General features: G+C 61.4%; 25 protein-coding genes and 1 tRNA gene. 7 read left to right on the forward strand and 19 right to left on the reverse strand.

Annotation, left to right across the window (positions count from 1 at the left end):
• Positions 1–339 precede the first annotated feature (339 nt).
• Positions 340–552 carry a hypothetical protein gene (locus IQ292_RS07690; RefSeq protein WP_203309743.1) on the reverse strand — a complete coding sequence of 71 codons (213 nt, stop codon included), beginning with the start codon at positions 550–552 and terminating at the stop codon, positions 340–342.
• A 149-nt stretch (positions 553–701) separates the two neighbouring features.
• On the opposite strand from IQ292_RS07690, the gene IQ292_RS07695 reads away from it, so the two are divergent.
• From IQ292_RS07695 to IQ292_RS07720, 6 genes are all read left to right on the forward strand, one after another.
• The gene (locus IQ292_RS07695; RefSeq protein ID WP_203309744.1) at positions 702–920 is read left to right on the forward strand and encodes a hypothetical protein; all 219 of its coding nucleotides are present in this window, start codon (positions 702–704) and stop codon (positions 918–920) included.
• Positions 917–1,132, forward strand: a complete 216-nt coding sequence (locus IQ292_RS07700; RefSeq protein ID WP_203309745.1) for a hypothetical protein — start codon at positions 917–919, stop codon at positions 1,130–1,132. The genes IQ292_RS07695 and IQ292_RS07700 overlap by 4 nt, the downstream gene beginning before the upstream one ends.
• Before the next feature lie 620 nt (positions 1,133–1,752).
• Complete coding sequence (locus tag IQ292_RS07705) at positions 1,753–2,055, forward strand: site-specific integrase (RefSeq protein WP_203309746.1); 303 nt, start codon at positions 1,753–1,755, stop codon at positions 2,053–2,055.
• A 203-nt stretch (positions 2,056–2,258) separates the two neighbouring features.
• On the forward strand, positions 2,259–2,612 hold the full coding sequence (locus IQ292_RS07710; protein WP_203309747.1) for a GIY-YIG nuclease family protein: 354 nt from the start codon (positions 2,259–2,261) through the stop codon (positions 2,610–2,612).
• Between the two features lie 1,294 nt (positions 2,613–3,906).
• Positions 3,907–4,350 (forward strand): HD domain-containing protein, encoded by a 444-nt coding sequence (locus IQ292_RS07715; protein ID WP_203309748.1) that lies wholly within the window; start codon positions 3,907–3,909, stop codon positions 4,348–4,350.
• 869 nt (positions 4,351–5,219) lie between these two features.
• Positions 5,220–5,334: transfer RNA gene (locus IQ292_RS07720), tRNA-OTHER, on the forward strand.
• A gap of 182 nt (positions 5,335–5,516) precedes the next feature.
• Here the strand turns inward: IQ292_RS07720 and IQ292_RS07725 are convergent.
• The 10 genes from IQ292_RS07725 to IQ292_RS07765 form a co-directional block, all read right to left on the reverse strand.
• The gene (locus IQ292_RS07725; RefSeq protein WP_203309749.1) at positions 5,517–5,879 is read right to left on the reverse strand and encodes a hypothetical protein; all 363 of its coding nucleotides are present in this window, start codon (positions 5,877–5,879) and stop codon (positions 5,517–5,519) included.
• Complete coding sequence (locus IQ292_RS07730; protein ID WP_203309750.1) at positions 5,876–6,202, reverse strand: hypothetical protein; 327 nt, start codon at positions 6,200–6,202, stop codon at positions 5,876–5,878. Before IQ292_RS07730 ends, IQ292_RS07725 begins: the two co-directional genes overlap by 4 nt.
• Complete coding sequence (locus IQ292_RS07735) at positions 6,199–6,798, reverse strand: glycoside hydrolase family 19 protein (RefSeq protein ID WP_203309751.1); 600 nt, start codon at positions 6,796–6,798, stop codon at positions 6,199–6,201. Before IQ292_RS07735 ends, IQ292_RS07730 begins: the two co-directional genes overlap by 4 nt.
• A complete protein-coding gene (locus tag IQ292_RS07740) occupies positions 6,795–7,196 on the reverse strand; it encodes a hypothetical protein (RefSeq protein ID WP_203309752.1) in 402 nt (133 codons plus the stop codon). Before IQ292_RS07740 ends, IQ292_RS07735 begins: the two co-directional genes overlap by 4 nt.
• On the reverse strand, positions 7,193–7,540 hold the full coding sequence (locus tag IQ292_RS07745) for a hypothetical protein (protein WP_203309753.1): 348 nt from the start codon (positions 7,538–7,540) through the stop codon (positions 7,193–7,195). The genes IQ292_RS07740 and IQ292_RS07745 overlap by 4 nt, the downstream gene beginning before the upstream one ends.
• Complete coding sequence (locus IQ292_RS07750) at positions 7,540–7,950, reverse strand: hypothetical protein (protein ID WP_203309754.1); 411 nt, start codon at positions 7,948–7,950, stop codon at positions 7,540–7,542. The genes IQ292_RS07745 and IQ292_RS07750 overlap by 1 nt, the downstream gene beginning before the upstream one ends.
• A gap of 148 nt (positions 7,951–8,098) precedes the next feature.
• Positions 8,099–8,233, reverse strand: coding sequence for a hypothetical protein (locus tag IQ292_RS17790; protein WP_275298318.1), 135 nt, complete (start codon positions 8,231–8,233; stop codon positions 8,099–8,101).
• A complete protein-coding gene (locus tag IQ292_RS07755) occupies positions 8,233–10,530 on the reverse strand; it encodes a hypothetical protein (RefSeq protein WP_203309755.1) in 2,298 nt (765 codons plus the stop codon). The genes IQ292_RS17790 and IQ292_RS07755 overlap by 1 nt, the downstream gene beginning before the upstream one ends.
• Complete coding sequence (locus IQ292_RS07760; RefSeq protein ID WP_203309756.1) at positions 10,530–10,976, reverse strand: hypothetical protein; 447 nt, start codon at positions 10,974–10,976, stop codon at positions 10,530–10,532. Before IQ292_RS07760 ends, IQ292_RS07755 begins: the two co-directional genes overlap by 1 nt.
• Positions 10,973–11,344, reverse strand: coding sequence for a hypothetical protein (locus IQ292_RS07765; protein ID WP_203309757.1), 372 nt, complete (start codon positions 11,342–11,344; stop codon positions 10,973–10,975). Before IQ292_RS07765 ends, IQ292_RS07760 begins: the two co-directional genes overlap by 4 nt.
• A gap of 323 nt (positions 11,345–11,667) precedes the next feature.
• Here IQ292_RS07765 and IQ292_RS07770 point away from each other — a divergent pair, with 323 nt between their 5' ends.
• Entirely contained in the window at positions 11,668–11,940 is a 273-nt protein-coding gene (locus tag IQ292_RS07770) for a hypothetical protein (RefSeq protein WP_203309758.1), read from the forward strand.
• On the opposite strand, the gene IQ292_RS07775 is transcribed toward IQ292_RS07770, so the two are convergent.
• From IQ292_RS07775 to IQ292_RS07810, 8 genes are all read right to left on the reverse strand, one after another.
• The gene (locus IQ292_RS07775; protein ID WP_203309759.1) at positions 11,908–15,027 is read right to left on the reverse strand and encodes a hypothetical protein; all 3,120 of its coding nucleotides are present in this window, start codon (positions 15,025–15,027) and stop codon (positions 11,908–11,910) included. The two genes, IQ292_RS07770 and IQ292_RS07775, sit on opposite strands and share 33 nt — an antisense overlap.
• Entirely contained in the window at positions 15,027–15,416 is a 390-nt protein-coding gene (locus IQ292_RS07780; RefSeq protein WP_338057608.1) for a transglycosylase SLT domain-containing protein, read from the reverse strand. Before IQ292_RS07780 ends, IQ292_RS07775 begins: the two co-directional genes overlap by 1 nt.
• Positions 15,370–16,017: a hypothetical protein gene (locus tag IQ292_RS07785; protein WP_203309761.1), complete on the reverse strand. Its 648-nt coding sequence runs from the start codon at positions 16,015–16,017 to the stop codon at positions 15,370–15,372. Before IQ292_RS07785 ends, IQ292_RS07780 begins: the two co-directional genes overlap by 47 nt.
• On the reverse strand, positions 16,014–16,856 hold the full coding sequence (locus tag IQ292_RS07790; protein WP_203309762.1) for a tail fiber domain-containing protein: 843 nt from the start codon (positions 16,854–16,856) through the stop codon (positions 16,014–16,016). Before IQ292_RS07790 ends, IQ292_RS07785 begins: the two co-directional genes overlap by 4 nt.
• On the reverse strand, positions 16,846–17,274 hold the full coding sequence (locus IQ292_RS07795; RefSeq protein WP_203309763.1) for a hypothetical protein: 429 nt from the start codon (positions 17,272–17,274) through the stop codon (positions 16,846–16,848). Before IQ292_RS07795 ends, IQ292_RS07790 begins: the two co-directional genes overlap by 11 nt.
• An 85-nt stretch (positions 17,275–17,359) precedes the next feature.
• Positions 17,360–17,566, reverse strand: a complete 207-nt coding sequence (locus tag IQ292_RS07800) for a hypothetical protein (RefSeq protein WP_203309764.1) — start codon at positions 17,564–17,566, stop codon at positions 17,360–17,362.
• Complete coding sequence (locus tag IQ292_RS07805) at positions 17,566–18,996, reverse strand: hypothetical protein (protein WP_203309765.1); 1,431 nt, start codon at positions 18,994–18,996, stop codon at positions 17,566–17,568. Before IQ292_RS07805 ends, IQ292_RS07800 begins: the two co-directional genes overlap by 1 nt.
• A complete protein-coding gene (locus IQ292_RS07810; RefSeq protein WP_203309766.1) occupies positions 18,993–19,661 on the reverse strand; it encodes a phage adaptor protein in 669 nt (222 codons plus the stop codon). Before IQ292_RS07810 ends, IQ292_RS07805 begins: the two co-directional genes overlap by 4 nt.
• Positions 19,662–19,690 lie beyond the last annotated feature (29 nt).

A 19,690-nucleotide genomic window follows, 5' to 3' on the forward strand; every position in this document is an offset into this window, starting at 1 on the left:
GAACTTGTTCGTCGTCTTGCTCGTCATAGCCCCTTCCTCTCAGGAGTTAGAGCCTCCGACAAACCCGGCGCGGTTCATAGCGTACGGGGATCGTTCCCGATCTAACATGCTTTGTTAACTCGGCAGGGCCATGATCACGCTATGGGAATAAACGCGCTTGGCATCGCGATCGAGCGCGCGGCGGACTTGGTCGCCACAGAGGTTGAGCCGCTCAGGACGGCGGTAGATCATTGCCAGACCGCGCGCGCTGCTGGCGATATGCCTGACGCCCAGTCATGGCTATCGGCAGCCGTGATGGTGGTTAAGTCGGAAATGTTGGAGCGCTAGGGAGGCGGCGGATCACTGATGCCGCTGCACTCTCTGCATCACAGCCGCTGTCGTCTCATCGAGGTCAGGGCACAGCACCTCCGTCGAGTGCATCTGTTCGACGTGGAAGGTGGCAAGATCGATATGCATCTCAGCCACCGAGGTGGCGGAGGCTGAAACCGCGAGCGCGACATGCGCCTTGGCTTCGTCAAGCAAGCCTTCAACGATGTCGTCGCAGTCCTTCATCGCGGACGTCTCACACGGCGGGGTTAATGGGCAGTGAAACGGCGATCTTGCAAATAGCGGCCATCAGTCCCATTTAGGCAGAACCGTGCACTCAACCGAGCCTTGCACGGCTGAGAGACATCGCGCTCCCGCTCGACGGAGGCGCTGGTATGGACCTTAACTACATCCTTGGGCGGGAGCAGGTTTCCCTCCATAACGCGGACATCGCGGTCGATGTGTCGGCGCGGTTCGCACACCGCGAGCTGGCGCGATCGTACGGACGCCTTCTCGAGCAAGCCGGCTTTCCGCATACCGATGCGACTCGCACCGAAGCCGAGCGCGCTGAAGCGCACAATGATATCTGCATCGATAGAAAGGGCGCAGCATGAGCCGGGCAATCAACGTGAACCTAGAAGTCTCGACCGTTCGAAATTTGTCGGCGAAACATGGTGCTGCGATCAGTGCTATCGAAGCGATCCTGTCGGGGGGCACACGCGTCGTTTATATGAACGCGGCTGCCGCTCAAGAAATGCGCGCCGTGATGACCAAGTCCATCATCAACGGGTCGGTCATCAGGACGAAGTGGGTTCGAAATGCTTGATCCCAGAGCAACACCTAGATGGACCCAGACCGACATCACCGGTCTTCGCGATCTTCTTTCGACGGGGGCGGGTATCGATGGGCTAATGAACGCCTTGCACCGCTCGGAAGCTGACATCTGCCGCATGGCGCGACGACTGCAACTGTCGTTGAGAGCGTAAATCGGCGCGGCAGGCATGCCTGCCCTGACGAAAAGAGAGCCGGTTTTCTCATAAAGACCGGACCAGAGACGGGGTGAGGCTCAACTTGATCGAGGACTCTACCTCAAACTGGAGGAGCTTCAGGGGAGCACGTCAACTGCTTTCGAGATCGCCGCCTAGCCGAAAGACCAGCCGGTGTTCGACGCGGTGAAGCTTGCCGCCGTGACGGGCCTGCGCCGCGAGGATCTTGCCTGGCTGACATGGGCAGGCGTGCGCGAGTTCATCTTGGTCAAGGAGGCGGCGAATCGCAGTGCGGGCAAGAGGCGCTTCGCCACCATTCCCAGGATTCCTGAAGTTGACACGGTTCTTGCGGATCTACGGGATCGTCACCGGGCACCGGGCACCGGGCGTGGATACGGTAGCGGTTACTGCCCTGGGACAGTAGTGGAACCTGGACACCTTGTCGAAGGAGGTCACCCGCTTGGCGAAGACGGCTGGCGTCGTGCATGTCGACACGTCCAAATCAGGCCAGCCTCCGCGCATCCGCCGCAAGCACCTTCACGACTTCCGCGGAACCTTCGTGACACGGCTGATGACCACGACCGATCTGACCGACGAGCAGATCGCCGACATCATGGGCTGGTCGCCCACGGATATCCGAAGGATCCGGACGATCTACGTTGACGACTACGCGAGGAGTGTGGCACTCGGCCGTCGAATCAAACGCGGGTCTGTAAACCGGGATTGTAAACCGGAGCCCCGCAGGTGGTCAGATCAGCGCTAAGTCGTTGATATGCGGGTGTAGCTCAATGGTAGAGCAGAAGCTTCCCAAGCTTCCCGCATCCCTAGATTTCAGCCGATCCTCCAGCAAAACAGCGACGAAAACTATCGTTTGGAAACAAACGCATAGGTTTTCGCGGCAAAACAAATTGGCCCTACCCGGACGGCAATCCGAGCAGGGCCGACCAACCTGCATGGAGGTGCAGAATGGCTGACACGCACTTACTGGATAAGGCTGCCCTCGCCAAAGCCCATTTGCTCCGGTGCATGGCTGATAAGCGCCCTCGCCCTCGCAAGCTTGTTCAAGGGTACGTCTATTTCTGCGGTCCGATAGATGGACCGATCAAGATAGGATTTTCGAAAGATCCACGCGAGCGGCTGTACCGGCTGCAAACCAACCGCCATGATCGGCTGCACCTTTGGGCAGAGACGCCGGGAACAGATGTCGACGAGGCATCCTACCATAACCGGTTTTTCCGCTTTTCGATCGGCGGTGAATGGTTCGCCCGTACGCCTGAGATTGAGGCCGAGATAGCTCGCCTCAACGCGGGATCCGCCTAATGTGGCTCTGTCGCATCCTGTCCGACCTACTCCGCCTGTCGGCATCGAACCGCTGGGAAGCACCAGAGGGCTACAGGCGTGTACTCGATCCCGGCGAGCTAAGCGGCTTTGCGCCGGGCTTCTCCCCAGACCGTCAGTACCGTTTCCTACGGTATGGAGAGGATAGACCCAAGGTGTACCGGCTGAGTGACAAGCCTGCCTCGTTCAATGAGACGGGGCTGTATTTTGCGGAAGTGGGAGAGGGTCGGTGAATATGAACTCGACATGCGAATCTTGCCGATTTTGGGACAACGTCCGGCAGAACCAATATTCAGGCATGGCGGAATGCCGTCGCAACCCACCGCTACTCAACAAACCTCATGCCTATGGGGATGTAGTCGCTGTGTGGCCGAGAACAGCAGGCCATAATTGGTGCGGTGAATTTTTGCCAGTTGACGCCACCCCTTCTGACGCCCCTACACGATAAGGAGAAGAGTGATGGACTTGCTCCAATTGGCTGAGCGGTGCGAGGCGGCGAGTGGGCCGGATCGCGAGCTTGACGAAGCTATCCACATTGGCCTTGGCAACCCTCGGTGGCACCGAGGCGCTTGCCGGCCGTTCGGAACTAATTACACTGCCTCCATCGACTCTGCGCGATCGTTGATTGAAGAGCCGCAGTCGTTCAGCCTCAGCCACGCAGGCAATTGCATCGCGAAGGTGCAGATTATCGGCGGTGATCCTTGCGAGCCTGAGCCGGAATACGAAGGCTACGGAGAGACGCCGCCTCTTGCACTAGCTGCTGCTGCCCTCCGCGCTCGCGCGGCGTCGCTGGGAGAGGGGTAATGCTAGGTACACCGCTGACCCTTGAAGTTCTGCTGCATAGCTATTTCAGCGCTGCGCCTTTTGAGCGCCATGCCACTGAGTCCGCTAAGGAGGCGCGCGCCAGGCTCTTTCGCAACAACATGATCGATCGTGAGGACGAACATTGCCAAGCGACCGAGCGCGGTAGGTTCTTCATCAAGCACCTACTTTCTGTCCCGTTTCCGGTCATGTCCTTCCATATCCCGGAGCCCTCCCATGACTGAAGCCCCTGCATTTGGACGGTGGGAGCCGATCGAGACGCACGCAACCGACGGCCGCGCCGCACTTGTTGGATGCTGGGTAGTCAACCAAGATGAACCGGACAAACCGCCGATATGGTCGTGCTGGGCGACGTTTTTCGATGGGATGGACTTGGGCTGCGACGGTGCTTGGGGCGATGAACCGACGCACTGGCACGACATGCCTCCGCCCCCTCCCGCTCCCGAGGTGACCCATGGATAAGCTGTCGGAAGCGATCACGCTCGCTACGCAGGCTCATGCAGGCCAAGTAGATAAGGGTGGGGCGCCGTACATCCTGCATCCACTCAGGGTTATGCTCGCCTGCAAGACCGAGGACGAGCGCATCGCCGCGGTGCTACATGACGTGGTGGAGGACACCGCCGTCAGCGCATACCAAGTGCTACGTCAGTTTGGCATGGCGATCCATGACGCCGTGTACGCTCTCACCCGCCGTCATGACGAAACCTATTCGTGCTTCATCGAACGTTGCGCTGCAAACCCGATTGCACGCGTCGTGAAGCTGGCAGATATTGCCGACAATATGGACGTGAGCCGCCTAGGCCGCGATCCCACGATGGCCGACCTGCAACGCCTCAACCGCTACGGGGATGCGCGCAACGTCCTGATGAACGCCATCCGCAGCATGGAGGTAGAGTGATGCGAGAGCCGACAGACGCTGAGGTGGAGGCTGTGGGTCGGGCGCTCTACGGGGAATATATCGAACGCCCCGACATAGTCCGGGAAAGTGCGCGCGAAGGGCCGCTGCCATACTACAAGCCGGCATGGGTTAAACTAGCCCGCGCCGCGATCATCGCGCTTGATGAGGTGAGGGGGAAGTGAGGGACATCCATTTCGTCGGTTTCCAGGGAGGTTTAAATGGATTTTTTTCAGGCTAAGCAGTTTGGGGCGGAGCAATCAAACTCACCGCAAGTCTTCGTACCGGTCACTGTGGCGGGGCGAACCGTTCATGACGTGGGTCTAAACCCGGTTGGATGGGAATGGGTCATTGTGGACAACGCAGGGGGCGTAATTGCGAAATGCTTCTCCGAAGGGTTTGCCAAGCGGATCGCGACGTTGGTAAATCAGGATGCTGGCTTCGGGCCAGGGCCATATTCCCCGACCGCCTAACCTGCTATCACTACCCCATGACCGGCCTACGATTCCCTCCCGACATGACCGACCCTCAAGAGGATGATTGGGCTGTCTACCTGATGGTCAGGACGCCAAAGGATCAGGCACCTGAGATAGCCCATCTTCACCCATGGGGGCAATGGAAGGAGACGCCGCTAGAGGTGCGCGAGTTCTTCCGGGCTAGGGTGCGCAGGCTGATGGACCATGGGGATACCGGCGTCATACCGATGGTGGATAGCCCTACTTTGCGGTGAGGGTGCCGGGCTTCCACCGACTGCCAGCAGATCAGATCGGGCCATCGTCCAAGACCCCCGCTGTCTGACGATCAGCCGCAGCGTCACGTCTCGCGCAATCCCTATTGCCAGACTCGGAGCTCAAATGCTACCGCAATCTTCGGCTGCGGTTGGCGGAACCGGTAGACGCTAACAGTCGCAAGGCAAAGCTGGATGGAGCGCAACCTCTACGCTCTAGAGGACCAGCGTATTCCGGGTTCGAATCCCGGCCCGCAGCTACTTCACCACTGGACAGCTTACCGCGACACCCTGCGCAGCCAGCGACCGACAAATACGGCCCCAGGCACGCGATACCCCCTCACCCCATAGCTCAAGATCAGCGCTGTACTGAGCCGACGCAGCATCGTCGGTGAGGGCGGCATCTGGCATGACCGGCTTGGTCTTGGATGCCGCGGCTGCATCAACGGCACTTAGCTGAATAGGTTGGGGAGGCGGTACGTCCTGCCGCGCGCATCCTTGCGCAGCCCAAAGCAAGGGTAGCAGGGCCGGGAGCAGTGCCCTTTGGCGCAGTCGAGATCGCATGAGTCAGGTCGTCCTTCATCTGGTCTATCTTGCTGTCGTCCATCGCCCGTTCGGCATCGGCTTGGGCCATGGCCTTGACCTTGCGCTCGGCAGCTTCGGCACGGGCAGTCTGCGTGGTTAGCTGCGTCTGGAGCTTGTCAGCGCGGTTGTCGGCATGGCTCCAGCCCAGCCAGAGCCACGCGACGATCGCGGCCACCACCAGCGGCGGGGCGGCGTAGCGGAGGACCCAGGCGGGGATCATGCTGTTGCATCCGTGGTGGCTGGGCCAGCCGGCGGCATAGGCGGTGTAGCCGGGAGCGATCCGGTGCTTTCCACGACCTTCGCCGTGGCAACGTTTCGGTCCTTCAGGGCCACCGCGCCGGCTATCGCGCCAACGGCAACACCAAGCCCGGTCGGGAAGGCAATGCAGAAGGCCGTGACATCGAACGCCCGGCCTTTTTGCATCACGTCCCAACCTTCAAAGGCGATGGCCGAAACGACGTAAGCGATAGAGCCGAACGCACCGACAAGCCGGTTGATCTCGTATTCGCCGGATATGCCTTTCAGGGCATTGGTCAGCTTCACAGCAGCAACTCCTTCGCTTTCGCAAGCTGCGCCTGCCGATCGGCAAGGCCATTCGTCCCGCCGTTCACGCGCTTGGTGATGGTCAGGACATCGTCAGCATCCGCTAGTTCGTTGAGGCCTCGCATCTGCCAGAAGTGGCATGCAGCCATCAGGCCGACCGAGGGGAGGGCGACGATCTCGGGATGCTGTTCGAAGTCGATACCCAGCGCGCGGCCGAACAGGCGGTAATTCGCCCGGCCCGTAAGCTGGATCGGCCCGCGCCCCTTGTATCGGTAGCCGTCGCCGGGCTGCGTGTTCCCAAGCAGGCCACGCCCCTCATAGGCGCGCTGCGCGTCTGTCGGCCCCCAGATTTCTTCCATGTATCGGAAGCCACCGCTTTCGTGCGCGACCTGCGCCATGAAGTGCGCGAGGCGCAGGGGCTTGTCCGCGATGCCATAGGTGTTGAGGTGCACCGCGGCGGACAGACCAAGCTCAGGCGCGATCGTCGGCAGCGCGCCAAATCGGGCGAACAGAGCGCGGTAGGTGTCGCGGCCGGCAATACCGTCCTGCATCAGCCCCAGCCGCCCTTGTAGGCGCTTCGCGTCGTCTACGGTCATTCGTCGTCCTCTGGTAGGTAGTTGCGGCGGCCGTCCCTTCCGAGAAAATGAGCGGTGGATTTGCTATTCTGAGCGATGGCGCGCTTCAGGCCCGACACCTCGTCCTCAAGGCCCTTGATCTTGATATCCTTCGTGCGGCCTTCTGCCTCTAGCTCGGCAATGCGGTGCGTCAGGCGCGTAGTGTCTTCCGTCCAGCGCCTGCGCTCACGGTCGAACTCTTCGGTCAGGCGCTTGATCGCCGCTTCGTGCGCGTCGACAAGTTCCTTCCATTTGCCGAGGATCATGGCGCTTTCGTCCACGTCGGTTTTCCGGCGCGTGGAAAGGAAGACCAGCGTCGGCCCAACCGCAGCAGCGATCCACCCGCTGACGGCGCCCCAATTCGCCTCCAGCCAGCTCATTTGTGTTTCCAGACTCGCCAGAGGCCGCGGTACATCAGCACGACGGCCCACACCCCCAAACCGGCCCCGAGCGAGCCAAGCGCCTGCACAAGCGGGTTCTGGATGTCCTGCGAGCCGAACCAGAAGGTAATCGCGGTCAGTCCCTGGACGACGAAGAACGCCCCGAAGGCGAAGGACGTAAAGCGCAGGTTGAGGACGGCTTTCATGCCGCGTTCCGTCACGAACGGGCCAAGCCGAAAGACGCGGTTGAGCGGACGCACCGCCCATAGCCTGATGGACAGCACGAGAAAGCCTAGCCCCAGCGCGAGCATGGCTGGGCCGACCAACAGGCGCGCGTCGAACATCAGGCATAAGCCCGTGCGCGTCGTACGAACGCGATCAGTTTCGCCAGCACATCCGAACCATTCGGGTCGCTTGCTTTCAGCCAGTGGCGGACAGCCTTGCGCCATTCTCCCGAGGCAATCAGGATGATCGCCTGTGCGACCGACAGGCCATACACTGCCCATCCGGCTAGGAACGGCTCATCAATTTGGTACGCAGCGGCGACCGACAGGGGCACGAACAGCGCAGCAGATACGAAGCAGGTGAACAGCCTGGCCTGATGCATGGCTACCATCCCGCACATGGCGAAGATGACCATCTGCGATATCGGCTCGTTATAGCCCATGTCATAGGCCGCTTGGGTGCCAAGCCGGGCAGCGACGACCAGCGCCGCCACCCGGTTGATGGGCGCCAACGGCAGAACACCGAACATAACCAGTGCCCAATATGCATAGATTGGCGCCCAGCCCGACATTAGCGCGTCGGGGTCGGCGTGGGAGTGGGCGTGGGCGTGGGCGACGGGGTCGGCGTCGGCACGGGGTGCGACTGATCGTCGTCAAGGGGCGTGTCGGTATCGGGCATTACTGGTCTCCTGCCTGATTAGCGTCAGGCTGCGCATCTTTCTGCTGCTGCTGAAGCAGCGCCTGCATCTCGCGCTTTTTGCGCCCTTCCGGCATGGCTGCGATGTTCGCTGCCAGCAGATCGTCATCAGGCATCACACGACCTCCGTAATTGCGTTCTGGTTGGAAGAATTACGGTACCATTCGCCCGGCCCAAGACCGGCTGCGCGCGCGTCGCCATTGCTCGGGAACGACGGATTTTGCTTGACCAGCGTGCCACCGAATGGGTTCAAAAAGAGGGGTCGGGATTGGGTGCCGCCCGTCTGCCCTGCCTGCACCCATGCGCTGGTTTCGTCCGCGCCCATCGATACAACGTTGCCCGCTGGCGATCTTCCCGCCGGGTCGCCGGGGCCGACGAAGCTTGGAGATACCGCGCCAATGTCGGAGGCAGCGGTGACCCCATGAACAGGGCGATCCACGCCAGCAGCCAAGCGGGGGGCATAGGCCAAAGCCCGATCCCCAGCAGCCTGCCGGTCCATCACCAGTCGCCCAGACGCAACACGCGATCCATTCACAGCGCCAAGAACGCCACATCCGCTGCTCGACGGATCGAACATAATGCCTGCGCAAGGCTGCCCGTTTGCCTCTCCGAAGCCACTCGACGGGTGCACCGTGTTGACCACGTCGGTAATTGTGCCAGTACCTACCCTGATGTCGCGGCAGTTGTTTGCGGTTCGAATGCCGCCAAGGTTGGCCCTGCTGAGATTGAACACATCGATCGCGGCATTGATGGTGCGGTCGTTGAAAAAAACGCTATAAGTACCCGAACCAACACACTGAATGTTGACCATATTGATTGCGGCGCAGAGCCGGTCGAAAAGAATGTTATTTCCTGCGGTTCCACCATCAGGGTCTTGGCCAAAAAGGTACTGGTGGATATTGACGTTGGCGATATTGATACCAAGCACATTGTCAAAAAACGTCAGAGCCTCGTCGCTCTTTAGGTCGCTCGCGGTAAAATCCTGAATGTTGATGCGCTTTGCCGATCGAAAACCAAGCCCGGTCGCGACCACATTGCGAACGGTCAAGTCCGGCGACGAAAAGCCAATCGTGTTTTCGATGGATGCCCCAATGTAGCGCACATCCTCTAGGATCGTCTTGCGCAGCCGGATATTGCGGGCGAGGTTGAACCGAAGACCACCGCCGCCACCACCGCCGTTGACGTTCGAAATCCGCGCGTAACCGTCAAACAAGACGTTCTCAACTGGCGCATACACCTTGTAGATGCGGATATTCGCAGCAGTCGGCATGTCGACGTTTAGCATATCGCGCACGGTGATGAGCGATGGGGTCGTCACCTGAACTTCCTGCGGCTCAAGCACCAAGGCAGCCGGGTCGGTGACATCCACGATTTGAATCATGTCGCCAGAGACAAGCGTCTCTCCGCTCGTATTGGTGAACTGGATTTCACGCTGCCCTCGCACGATCGGGGCGTTTACAGTGCCGATGTTTCCAGTCGTTAGCCCCAAGCCAAACAAGCTGAAATCGTTCACATCGGCAGTAATGCCAGACCCGCGATCGAAGTTGTGCCGCTGGTTGGATTTCAATGCGACCTGCTGTTCAAGAAGCACCTCAAAGCCCTGCGGGTAGTCAATCTGCGCAGGATTGAGATTGATCATCTCCTGGTAGTTTTCGGCGTCGTTGCTTCCGGCGTTGTTGCAATAGTCGGTGACCTTTACGGTTTCGCCGTTGCGATCACGCAACAGCCGGCGGATGGCCGGGCCTCCGAGCGGGTTTTGGAACGTAATGCCTTCATCGCCCTGCCGAACAAGCGCTCCGGTCGTTAGCGGTATGCTGTTGAGCGCGATGATGTTGACGCCATCGGCCGTGTAGGGGGCGCCGGAGGTTTGATAATTGAAGAGGCCGTTCGGAACCCCGCCATCGCTCCCCGCTTTCGCCGCGAGGCGGGGGGAAGGGTAGAGCGTTGGATCAATAGCTTTCAGCGCCGCAAGCGTTCCGAATGCGCTGTCGGATGCGCCAGTCGGGCCAGCGAAGCTGTTAGCGACTAGCGCCGTTGGACTGCCCGTGCTCTGATCGAAACCCAGCAACATCCCTGCACGCGCGGAGGCAGAGGGCAGGGTACCGGCGTCTTCGTTGACCGGAACCAGCAAAGCCCGCTCTTTGAGCTGGAGCGCATCGACCATCGTGATGTTGGTGGTGCTGATCTGCACCGTGCCCGTCATGACCGTGATCGTGTATTTGCCGTCAGCGACGTAGAAGGCATACGAGCCGAGCTGGTCGGTCAGGATCGGCTGCCCCAGCGGGGAGGTACCTGCCTCATCGGCGTAGATCGTTGCCAGCGATCCGTCCGACGTCTGGTAGACGTTGACCTGCGCGCCGTAGATCGGCTTCCCGTCGACCGCGCTGGCGACAGAGTTCTGATACTTGATCATCAGCGGCCCCAGGAGAAGTCGGCTTGCACCATGACCTGCGCGGTAAGCCCGTTCGCATCGGTTACGGTGTCGGTGAAGAAGGCCACGTCGGACGAATAAGGGTCGCCCGTGCCGGGGCATGTGAACGTCGTGGTATCGCTGGACGGTGAAGTAGCTCTTGCGGGCGATCCGGCCGAGACGGTCCACACATGGCTGTAAGGCGCCGTGCCGCCGTCTACGGACACGGTCACAGCAGACGTGACCGCCGGCCGGAAGGATGAAGTCGAGTACCCGCTGACGGCGTTCGGATTGGCGCTGAGACGGATGCCGCGGCGATAGAACAGGCTGAGCCCATCCGGCGTGCGGATCATCATGCGGTCGATCGGGTTAAGCGTACCGTCAGCCTTGCGCACCCGCGCTTCCGTGGCGAGCCGTAGCGCAGCGGTATCGCGGATGCGCAGCGTCACGAGAGGATGATCCAGATGTCGCCAGGCAGGCTCGTAGGATCTGCTGCACCGGATGCCGTCACGAAAATGCGGCCCGACGTGAAGGTGCTGGTAGCGTGGTAGAGGTGAGGCCCTGCGCCCTGACGGACGAGATTGCCCGTCATCTGGTCGCTACCCTCGGTGCCCACAGCCTTAATCGCCGTGCGGGCATCTGCGATCGTGTTCGCGGAATAGAAAGTGCCAAGAGCGCGACTGAACGCAGCACGCAGCTGCGCCATAATCTCGCGACCCATGTTGTTCAGGTTGCCGGGCGGGCAGTTCTCTCCGATGAACACGGACCCTACGGTCGTGTTCTCAGATGCTGTCGTGCTCCAGTCGCTGAAGGCCATGCGCGTCTCCGTTTCCTTGTGCGAAAACGGCTGCGCGAAGGCTGGGCCTGTGCTGATTACTTAGCGGAAATTGGGGGGGATGGCAAGAACGTTGACGGTTGAATGCCCCTGCCATATGGCCTACAACGAGCTGTGCTTTATGTTGCTTGCGCCCTGCTTGCTGCGAATATGCTGGCCGTATGCTATTGGGGCATGCGAATATGGCTCATCTTAGTGCGTGCTAGCGACCTTAACCTTTCTAGCCAAGAACAGACGAGGCAAGTTGTTGACGAGGTTAGCGCCCGCCTAGTTGATGTTGAGCGCATTGCCAGGCGCATGATGTCGTGACATGGACAACCGCCTTCGTCATCGCATTCAGTGTGTGCGCCGGCAACCTCTTGTTTGGCTTATATGACCGATGGCGGGCCAAGCTTAATAAGCGGGTGGAAATCCCCGCGTATCGGAATTGGCGCGGGGTTTATGTGCCCGACCTTCACTTAATCCGCGCAAAGCGCGCCGGGATTGCGGCCTACATCATCGGCTTCATCGTTATTATGGCGCTGTCTTACTTCTTCTTGACGCACCTACCGCCCGATCTGGTTCGCAGCACCCACTGATCCACCGCTGAACATCATGCCAAGCCGCTTAGGCCGAGTGGCCTCGACTAGCCTCTGGTAGGCATCTTGCGCGGCAATCAGCTCATCGATTTTCGTCAGATTCTGAGCAGGATTAATGTTCAGCAAGGATGGAGCAATCGCGTCGGCCTTAGCCACCGCAAGCTTACCGACGCCGAATTTACGTGCATCACGCACATAGTTTCCAGCCATTGCGCGAAGCATAGTGGTGACCGGCATGCCGCCAGCCAAAACGCTTGCACCTATGTCGATGCCAGCTTGCGTCATTGGATTCTCCAAGAATCCTTCGTCCGCAATCTGTCGCTGAGCTGTCTTGGAGTTGCCAAGCACGGCGTTGCTGGTCTGCTGCATCGAGCGCTCTAGATCGCGCTGACGCAGCAACTGGCTTACTCCCGGCGTGTTGCCGTAGAGCGTGCTCAGCCGCTGCTCTGCCGCCGGTGTCCCCAGCGTGGCCTCGAACGGATTGGTGCTGTAGCGGACGTTATTGCCCTGCTTCATCAACTGGTCCCGGTAGCCAAGCTGCATTTGCGCAAGATGCTCGGGGCTCTGCGTGCCAACCTGCATCGCCAATTCGTCGGGGTTCAGGCTGAATGCGTCCTGACCTCGCGCAAGTGCATCACGGGCCTGAACAGGGCCGGCGTAGGCATTGCGGGCAGCGCCATAGGCGGGGTTTATCCTGTCAACCTCGTTGAGGAACTGACTGCGAACTTGGTTCTGAGCGCGGCCCGCCTCATCTAGGACCAGCCGTCCGGTGATCGGATTGCGCTGCTGCTCCAGCACATCATCCATGCCCCGCTTGACGTAATCAAGCGTCTGCGTGGTGTAGCCGGGGACGTTTGCCGGCAGCGACGGGTCGGGCGCTTGGTTCAACGCAAACTCTGCCTTTCGCAGCCCGTCACGGGCTGCCGTCAAGCGATTGCGAGCCGCGTCCATCGTTCCCGGCTGGTTCTTAGCCGCGCGGTATGCCTCCTGTGCCGCATCCAGTTCAGCACGAGCCGCGAGGTGGTTGGCAATGGCTTGGTTCGGCCGCGGGTTCAGCACGACATTGCCGGCCTCATCCTGCGCGAAACCCAGCTCCATTGGGTTGCGGCGCTCGTTGGCGGCGATCGTGTTGGCGCGAGACAGAGCCTGACGCCCGAATGGCGTGTTGAGTGTCGATTGAATTTCGGGCGTGCTCACCACTGGCTGGGCATAAGCACGATCGTACAGCGGACCAGCAGCGATGCGCGCCTGCTCCGTCATATCGGCCGCCATCTGCGGGATGTTTGCAGTCGGCCCCAAATCGCGCGTTACAGCCTGCCCTAGACGGTCAATCTGACCGCGGTTGCGGGGTAGCAACGTATTCTCAGCAATGGCTGAAGCAGTCGGGGAGCGCCGGACCGCCGCACCAGTAAGCTCGCGCAACTCTGGATGCGTATCCGCCAGAGTCATCGGCAATCCGAGGTTCTGTGCTTCGGCCAATTGGCTGCGAATGTCAGCAACACCCGCTTTTGAGGCCGCATTAGCAATCATTGCGTCGGCCGGTGCCAGCGCTGGGGCAGTAGCACGCTGCTGACCAAACAAGCCAAGCACGCGCTGTACGGGCTGACTGCGAACAGCAGCGCCGACCGGGATCGAAAGCAGATCGCCCGCCGCCTGACCGCCCACGCCAGCCAAGGCGCCGATACCGGCACCGGTAAGACGATCCTTATTGTTCTCAAGGGCACCAGTGGCTCCGCCATATGCTGCCGCACCAATGTATGGTGCGTATTTTCCAAGCGATGCGGTCAGTCCCGCAGCACGCGCGCCGGCGCCTAGGCCCATGAACCCAGCAAGGCTGCCCGCGGCATTCCCAACCAGCGACGACTTCCAATTTTCGTTGGCCAGCGCCTGCTTGCGGTCATCCATGGCCGGGATTGATTGCGACAGCGGGCGCCCGGTGACGAGCGAGTCAATGCCCCCCAAGACCTCGTCCGCCGCGCCTCCCGTCAGGCCATTACCCGCGCCGATAACAGCAGAGGCGACAGGAGACGCCGATAGTCGGTTCCAGAGTGTCGTCGGAGCAGCAACCGAACTATCGAACGTCGGCCCCTTGTAGCCCTTCTTGACGGCATCGCGCATCGCGTCGAGCTTAGCGCCGTCGATGTCCATGCCTCCCATCGCTTTGGACGTGGCGTTGATGGTGTCGTTGCTCGCGCCCGAGCGCAGCAGAGCATCCAGCGCCTTCTCACGCTCGGGATTGCGGTCCAGCTTCGTGCCGCCAGTAGCGAGAGGACCAATCGGTGCTGGACCGCTGTCACCATTCGAGCCATCGTCGGCCTGCACAGGGCGACCATAGAAATCAAGCTGCCCCTCCTTCCTGCCAAAAACGCGCTCGGTGATCGGGCGGAACATCTCGCCAGGGTGTCGGCCCACCACGTCAAGCGGGTCGACGCCGTTACGAAGCGAGTTTTCTTTGTAATTAACCCGATCGGCAATGAACTGGCGGTTTAGTTCCGCCATGCGCCGCGCCATTTCCTGGCGTAGCTCCAACCTGTATTGCGGCGTGAACTGCCCGGTGCGGTCAAGCTGGTTCTTCAGCCGTGCCGTGATACTGTTGATCATGCTATCGGCGTTGGCCACCGATGCCTGCTCACGCTCGCGAACCACGCTGTTCGGGTCCATGATCTTCGCATAGGCGTAGATCAGGTCCTGATCGCCGGCCGGGTTGGCCTTCGACTGGAGGCCCGCAGCATAGGCAGGAAGCGCCTGCGTGTAATTCTTGACGGACGGAAGCTGCTGGTAGTCATTGCGCAGCTTGCCGGCACGGTCGAAATTCTGGTTACTCTGCTGGTTAGCGGCGGTGAACGCGGCAGTGCCAGCCTGCGCTACCGTCTTCTGCTGCTCGGCTGCGTTGGTCGCCTGGGTCTGCGACATATCGAGTCGCAGCTTGTCAAGTTGAGCCTGCTGCGTCGCGTCCTTCAGAGGGTCCTTTGGCAGGGAAAACACCCTCCCCTGCGCAGACGGCGCGTTGTCGTACCCGACGACCCGGACATTTCCGTTGCCCAGGTCCTCGTAGATCACGCCATCGTGCTTGAACGTCTGCGGCATCAGTTCACCCCCAGCCGCGACAGGACGGCGCTGGCATATGCGTTGGTTTTCGGACCCCACAGCCGGCGGTTCGGGCCACCATGGTAATAGCGGAGGGCATCAGGCAGATTGCCGGTCTTCTGAAGCCCCTCGTTGAAGTAGGCCTGACCAAGCGCGCGCTGGTAGTCAGCGGCCACGCCCGTCGTACCGGTAAGGAGGTCTTGGCGGTAGGGGAGGCCAAGCTTGTCCGCCATGCTGCGAGCTGTGCCCGGAAGCATCTGCGTCATGCCGAGCGCGCGGCCGTACTGCGTCTGCGGCCCAACTGCGCCGGCCCGGCCCCCGCTTTCCTGCTGGATCACAGCGTCAAAAGTGCCCTGGGGCACGAAAGCCGGGCTGCCCGGAAGCAGCACCTCCCTTCCGGGGGTCGGCAATCACGCTGCCAATCTGGGGGCGTTGAGGGGCAGGGGCGGTCGATCCAGCCAGCGCGCCACCAAGCCCAGACCGCGGGCCAGCGTAGATGCGGTCCTGCCCAAGCGGCACGGTCACCATGGGGTCGCCAAGGTTGCGCAGATACTGGTTGGCCGCATCTGGGCCGAGCTTACCGGCAATGAAGTTGTAGTCGTTGACGGTGTCGTTGTTCGGTGTCCCCACCTGCTGATTGATAATCTGCCCGGTAACAGGGTTGAGCACCGCAAAGCCGCCATTGCCGGTCGATTGAACGACAGGGCGGTTCATCTGCATGTCCAGACGCTTCTGCGCGATATCCTCACGACGCTGCTGCATCCGGTCCTGCATCAGGGCTGCGCCTGCCGGGTTGCCGCCATAGGACAGCAAAAGCGCGCCAAGCTGGCCGAGCTTATCACCCCAGCCACCCGCCTCGTTGAAGCCGGGCTTTTGCGCTCCGAACATGCCCGCCGGGGCCTGAAGCACCGGCGATTGATCAGGGCTATAAGGCGCCATTGGGAACCGCGTGTCCTGCTGGAACGGGCTAGGCGATCCAAACAGGCTCATCGAAGCGCCCCGTAATCGACGCGAGCAAACCCATTGACCGGCGCGGCAAGGGCATGCGGCGCGATCGTCGCGACCTCATCAGCCATCACGCCGCGCCGGACAGGCCCGCCCCACAGATAACGGTATTCGTAGATGCCCAAGCCGTCTGCGCGCGTGCCAACCCGGCGAACGTTCCGCTTCAGCCGGCGATCAGAGAACAGTGACGCCGCGGTCAGGCCCAAGCCGACCACATCGGACAGACCGGGGCTTTTGCTCTGCGTCGTCGTCGTGGAATTGCCCCACAGGCCGCCGACCCCATTGGCATACTGACTTGCCACCGACTGCGGCAGCTGCGCCGTGCCGGTGAGATACGCCAGCAGCGTCGCGATCCCCTGGTTGCCGGCGCTCGAAAGCCCGGCCGCATTGCCAACCGCGCTGTCCATCCGGGAGCGCTCGTTGTTGTAGTCAGTGTAGCGAAGGTTGCTCTCGTTCTTGGCGAGCTGGCTGGCGAGAAGCTGAGTCTGCGCGCTACCACCGGCCAAACCGCGGCTGCCGATCGCGCTGTTGACGCTGTCGGTCACGCTGGCGTTGGTGTTGGCGATCTGCTGGTCAAGGTACGGGTTACCGGTCAGGTATTTTCCGCCCAGCACGTCCTGTGTGTAGGTGTTTGCCGCCGAGAGTGTCGGGTTGTTCAGCGTCTGGCCGAGCACGGTCGGCAGGTTCGACTGCAATACGTTGACGCCCTGACTGGCCAGCGCGGACGACTGGCCGTAGGCGCTATTCAGCGCGCCCGTTGCCGCGTTGAGGTTGGGCAGGGCAGCCGCAGACGGCCCCGTCGTGGTTTTCGTCTTACCGCCCATGTGCGTCCACCACCATGACAGGTCCATCCATCTTGATCTGAGGGAAGATGCGGCGCCAACCAGGGCGGCCGACCATCTGGACGCTGTGCATCCCAGCGTTGCGGGCGGCTTTGCGGAGCGCGCTCATGCCCCAAGCCGCCCATTCACGAAAATTGGTTCCTGCCGCAGCGACGATTTCCAGAGCTTCGCCTTCGCGAGTGAGCGCCGACCGGATCACCGCACACGCCAGTAGATCGGGATCACGCTCCTTTCTGATTGCGACGACCTGCATCTCCCCGGCCGCAATGGCCGGTTCGATATCGTCCCACGACAGGTTGCCGGGCTTCAGAGCAGGGGTGAGCATAGACCGCAGGCGCGGCCAAGCAGCCGCTTCCATCGGCCGCTCAATATACCCGATCTGCAATGAAGTCGTGCTCATGCCATCCTTTCGAAAACGGACGGCTGCGCGGGAGGGCGCTGGGCACGTGGTAGTAATACCCGAAACGGGCAGGCAAGTCTAGGCGTCAGCTAACACGCCAGCCTAACGTTCCATCAGGCTTGCGATATGTGCCGCCCACTGGGACGCCGCCAGTGTTGGCGGCGCTGTCATCGGCAAATGGCCCCGGCAAGGGTGCTTCCGATGCCTGGATCAACTGGTTGATGGCGGTGGCAGCCTTGCGCACCCACTCCACCATGTTACCGGCCGTGACGGGTACGCGAAGGATGTTCATCAGCGGCCCCCTCCGGCTGCATAGATCGGTTCGACACCCTGAACGCTGGTCCACGGCGTACCCGCTGACATGGTCATGGTCAGGGCGATATACCGGCCAGACGCCCGTACCGGCACATCACCGGAGGGCATAAGCGTAGAGCGCGAGGTAAGCCCCGTCACGTCGCCGAGGCGCTGCCGGCAGTCCATGGTGATCGTGATGCCGTCGACAGCGTCGGTGATCGGCCGGATCGCACGCAGCCGAGTCCCCCGACCGTCCGAATACTCGATGTACGGCGTCGTCATGAACGCGGCCATATTGTCGCCAGATAGCGCCCCGATCGCCCCCGCATTGTCCGCCAGCAGCAAGAGAGGATCGCCGCCCGAAAATCGTGTGCTGTCGAGGCTGAACGGGATGGTGTCGAGGCCGCCAGGGTAGAGCGCGTTCAACTGTTCAAGCGTGATGGAGGAGGTGAATCCGCTGAACACGGCGACGGCATCAAGGGCGATGATCGTCCACTTATCCAACTGCCAGTTATAGACCCACATCTTGCCAGGCGAGCCGGGAACCAGCCAAGCCACCGTCGACCGGCGGGGGTCGATCGCCGCGTACATCGTGTCGAGCTGCGCGCGGCTGTAGCTGGCAAAAAAGGTCGCATCGACCCGCTCGGTGCCGATCGGCGTCACGTCGTTGCCGTCGCAGAACATGAAGCCGCGGTCGGACAGGAAGTATACCCGCCGGCCGCTCTGCGCGATTGACCCCTTGGAGATGGCTCCCACCTCGGGCGCGATCACGTCGAACTGCCAAGGCACGGTGACATCGCCCTCGGTCACAGGAGCATAGGTCATGCGCCGAACGGTCGAGCGCTGAATGATCAGCCCATATTCTCCGGAGGCGATGCCCTGCACGTCGCCGCCATCCAGCATCGGCTGGTAGCCTGCCTGATCCTGCCCCGGCGTGTTCTTCGTGTAGTCGTTGAACCCCGACCACTGGACGAGGGCGGCGTTGCCGTTCGCGCCGCCATAGACGACGAAATCCCGTACCGTTGCCACGCTGGTCGCGGACGGCGCGCCAGTGACGGGAGAAGCCGTTCCGCCGGTTAGGTCGACCGCGTAGGTTGTGCCGCCATTGACCGCGATAGCCACGTCGCCGAACTGCGTGAACTGCCACCGGGATTGCAGAGCAAGCCCACTGACGATCGGCGACCAGCCTGCGGCATAGCGGTAAAGGTTGGTCGCAGTGCCGGCGATAAGCGTGCCCGTCTCCGAGCTATCCACGAACGCCGCGCCACCATTGAACTTGCCCGGAAGGTTGTCCGTTACGGCCTCGAATTGCCCCACTGGCGCATATCCGTTGGCGGTCGGGTACACGTTCGCGATGTCCGACAGACCATCCGTCAGAAACTGCGCGTTATCGGGCGAATACGGACCGAAGAGGGTGCGCTGTCTCACCACCGTAGGCCAATCCTCTCATGCGTCGGCGGCTTCATCGCCAACGGGCCAGCGCCATAGCGCTGCCGGGTGCCTGCCTGCATCACCTCGCCCAAAGCCTCATCCAGGGCCGCCTTGATCAGGGGAACACGCTCGTCGTTCCAGCCGTAGGCCTCCGCCTGAAGGATCGTGCCGTAGAGGTACACGTCAGGGTGCTTTGCGAGCAGCCAGTTGCTATCGAGGGCGGGGCCGAGCGCCGGAATATTGACCCGATAGGTCATGTTGGCGGCATAGGCTTTGTCCGGTGCCGGCCAGAACAGCATTTGCCCCGATACGATCGCCATCTTGGTCGGCTGGCCGGTCAGTGGGTCGCCATTCGCCCCAAGCGGCAATGCGCTGAAGTCGGCTGGCGATACCTGATCGAATGGCTGATACCCAGGGATGCCGATCGCGCGGATGCTATCGAAGTCCGCGGGCAGGGGCACGGACGCGGTCGGCGTGAGGGTAACCGTTGCCTCCATATCCGGCATCACCAGCACACGGCGGAAGCGAGCCTCTGCCAGACGGATGAAGTCCGGCACGTCGTCCTGAAGATCGGTGCGGCTCAGCCAGCGCTGTACGCTCGTCACCAGCCCCGTGTAGTTGGTGAGGTTCGATAGCTGCTGTGCGTCGATAAACAGCGTCATCAGGTCACCTTGTAGATGGCGATGTCACG

This window comes from Sphingomonas beigongshangi (genome assembly GCF_016820445.1).
In the GTDB taxonomy this organism is placed as follows: Bacteria; Pseudomonadota; Alphaproteobacteria; order Sphingomonadales; family Sphingomonadaceae; genus Sphingomonas; species Sphingomonas beigongshangi.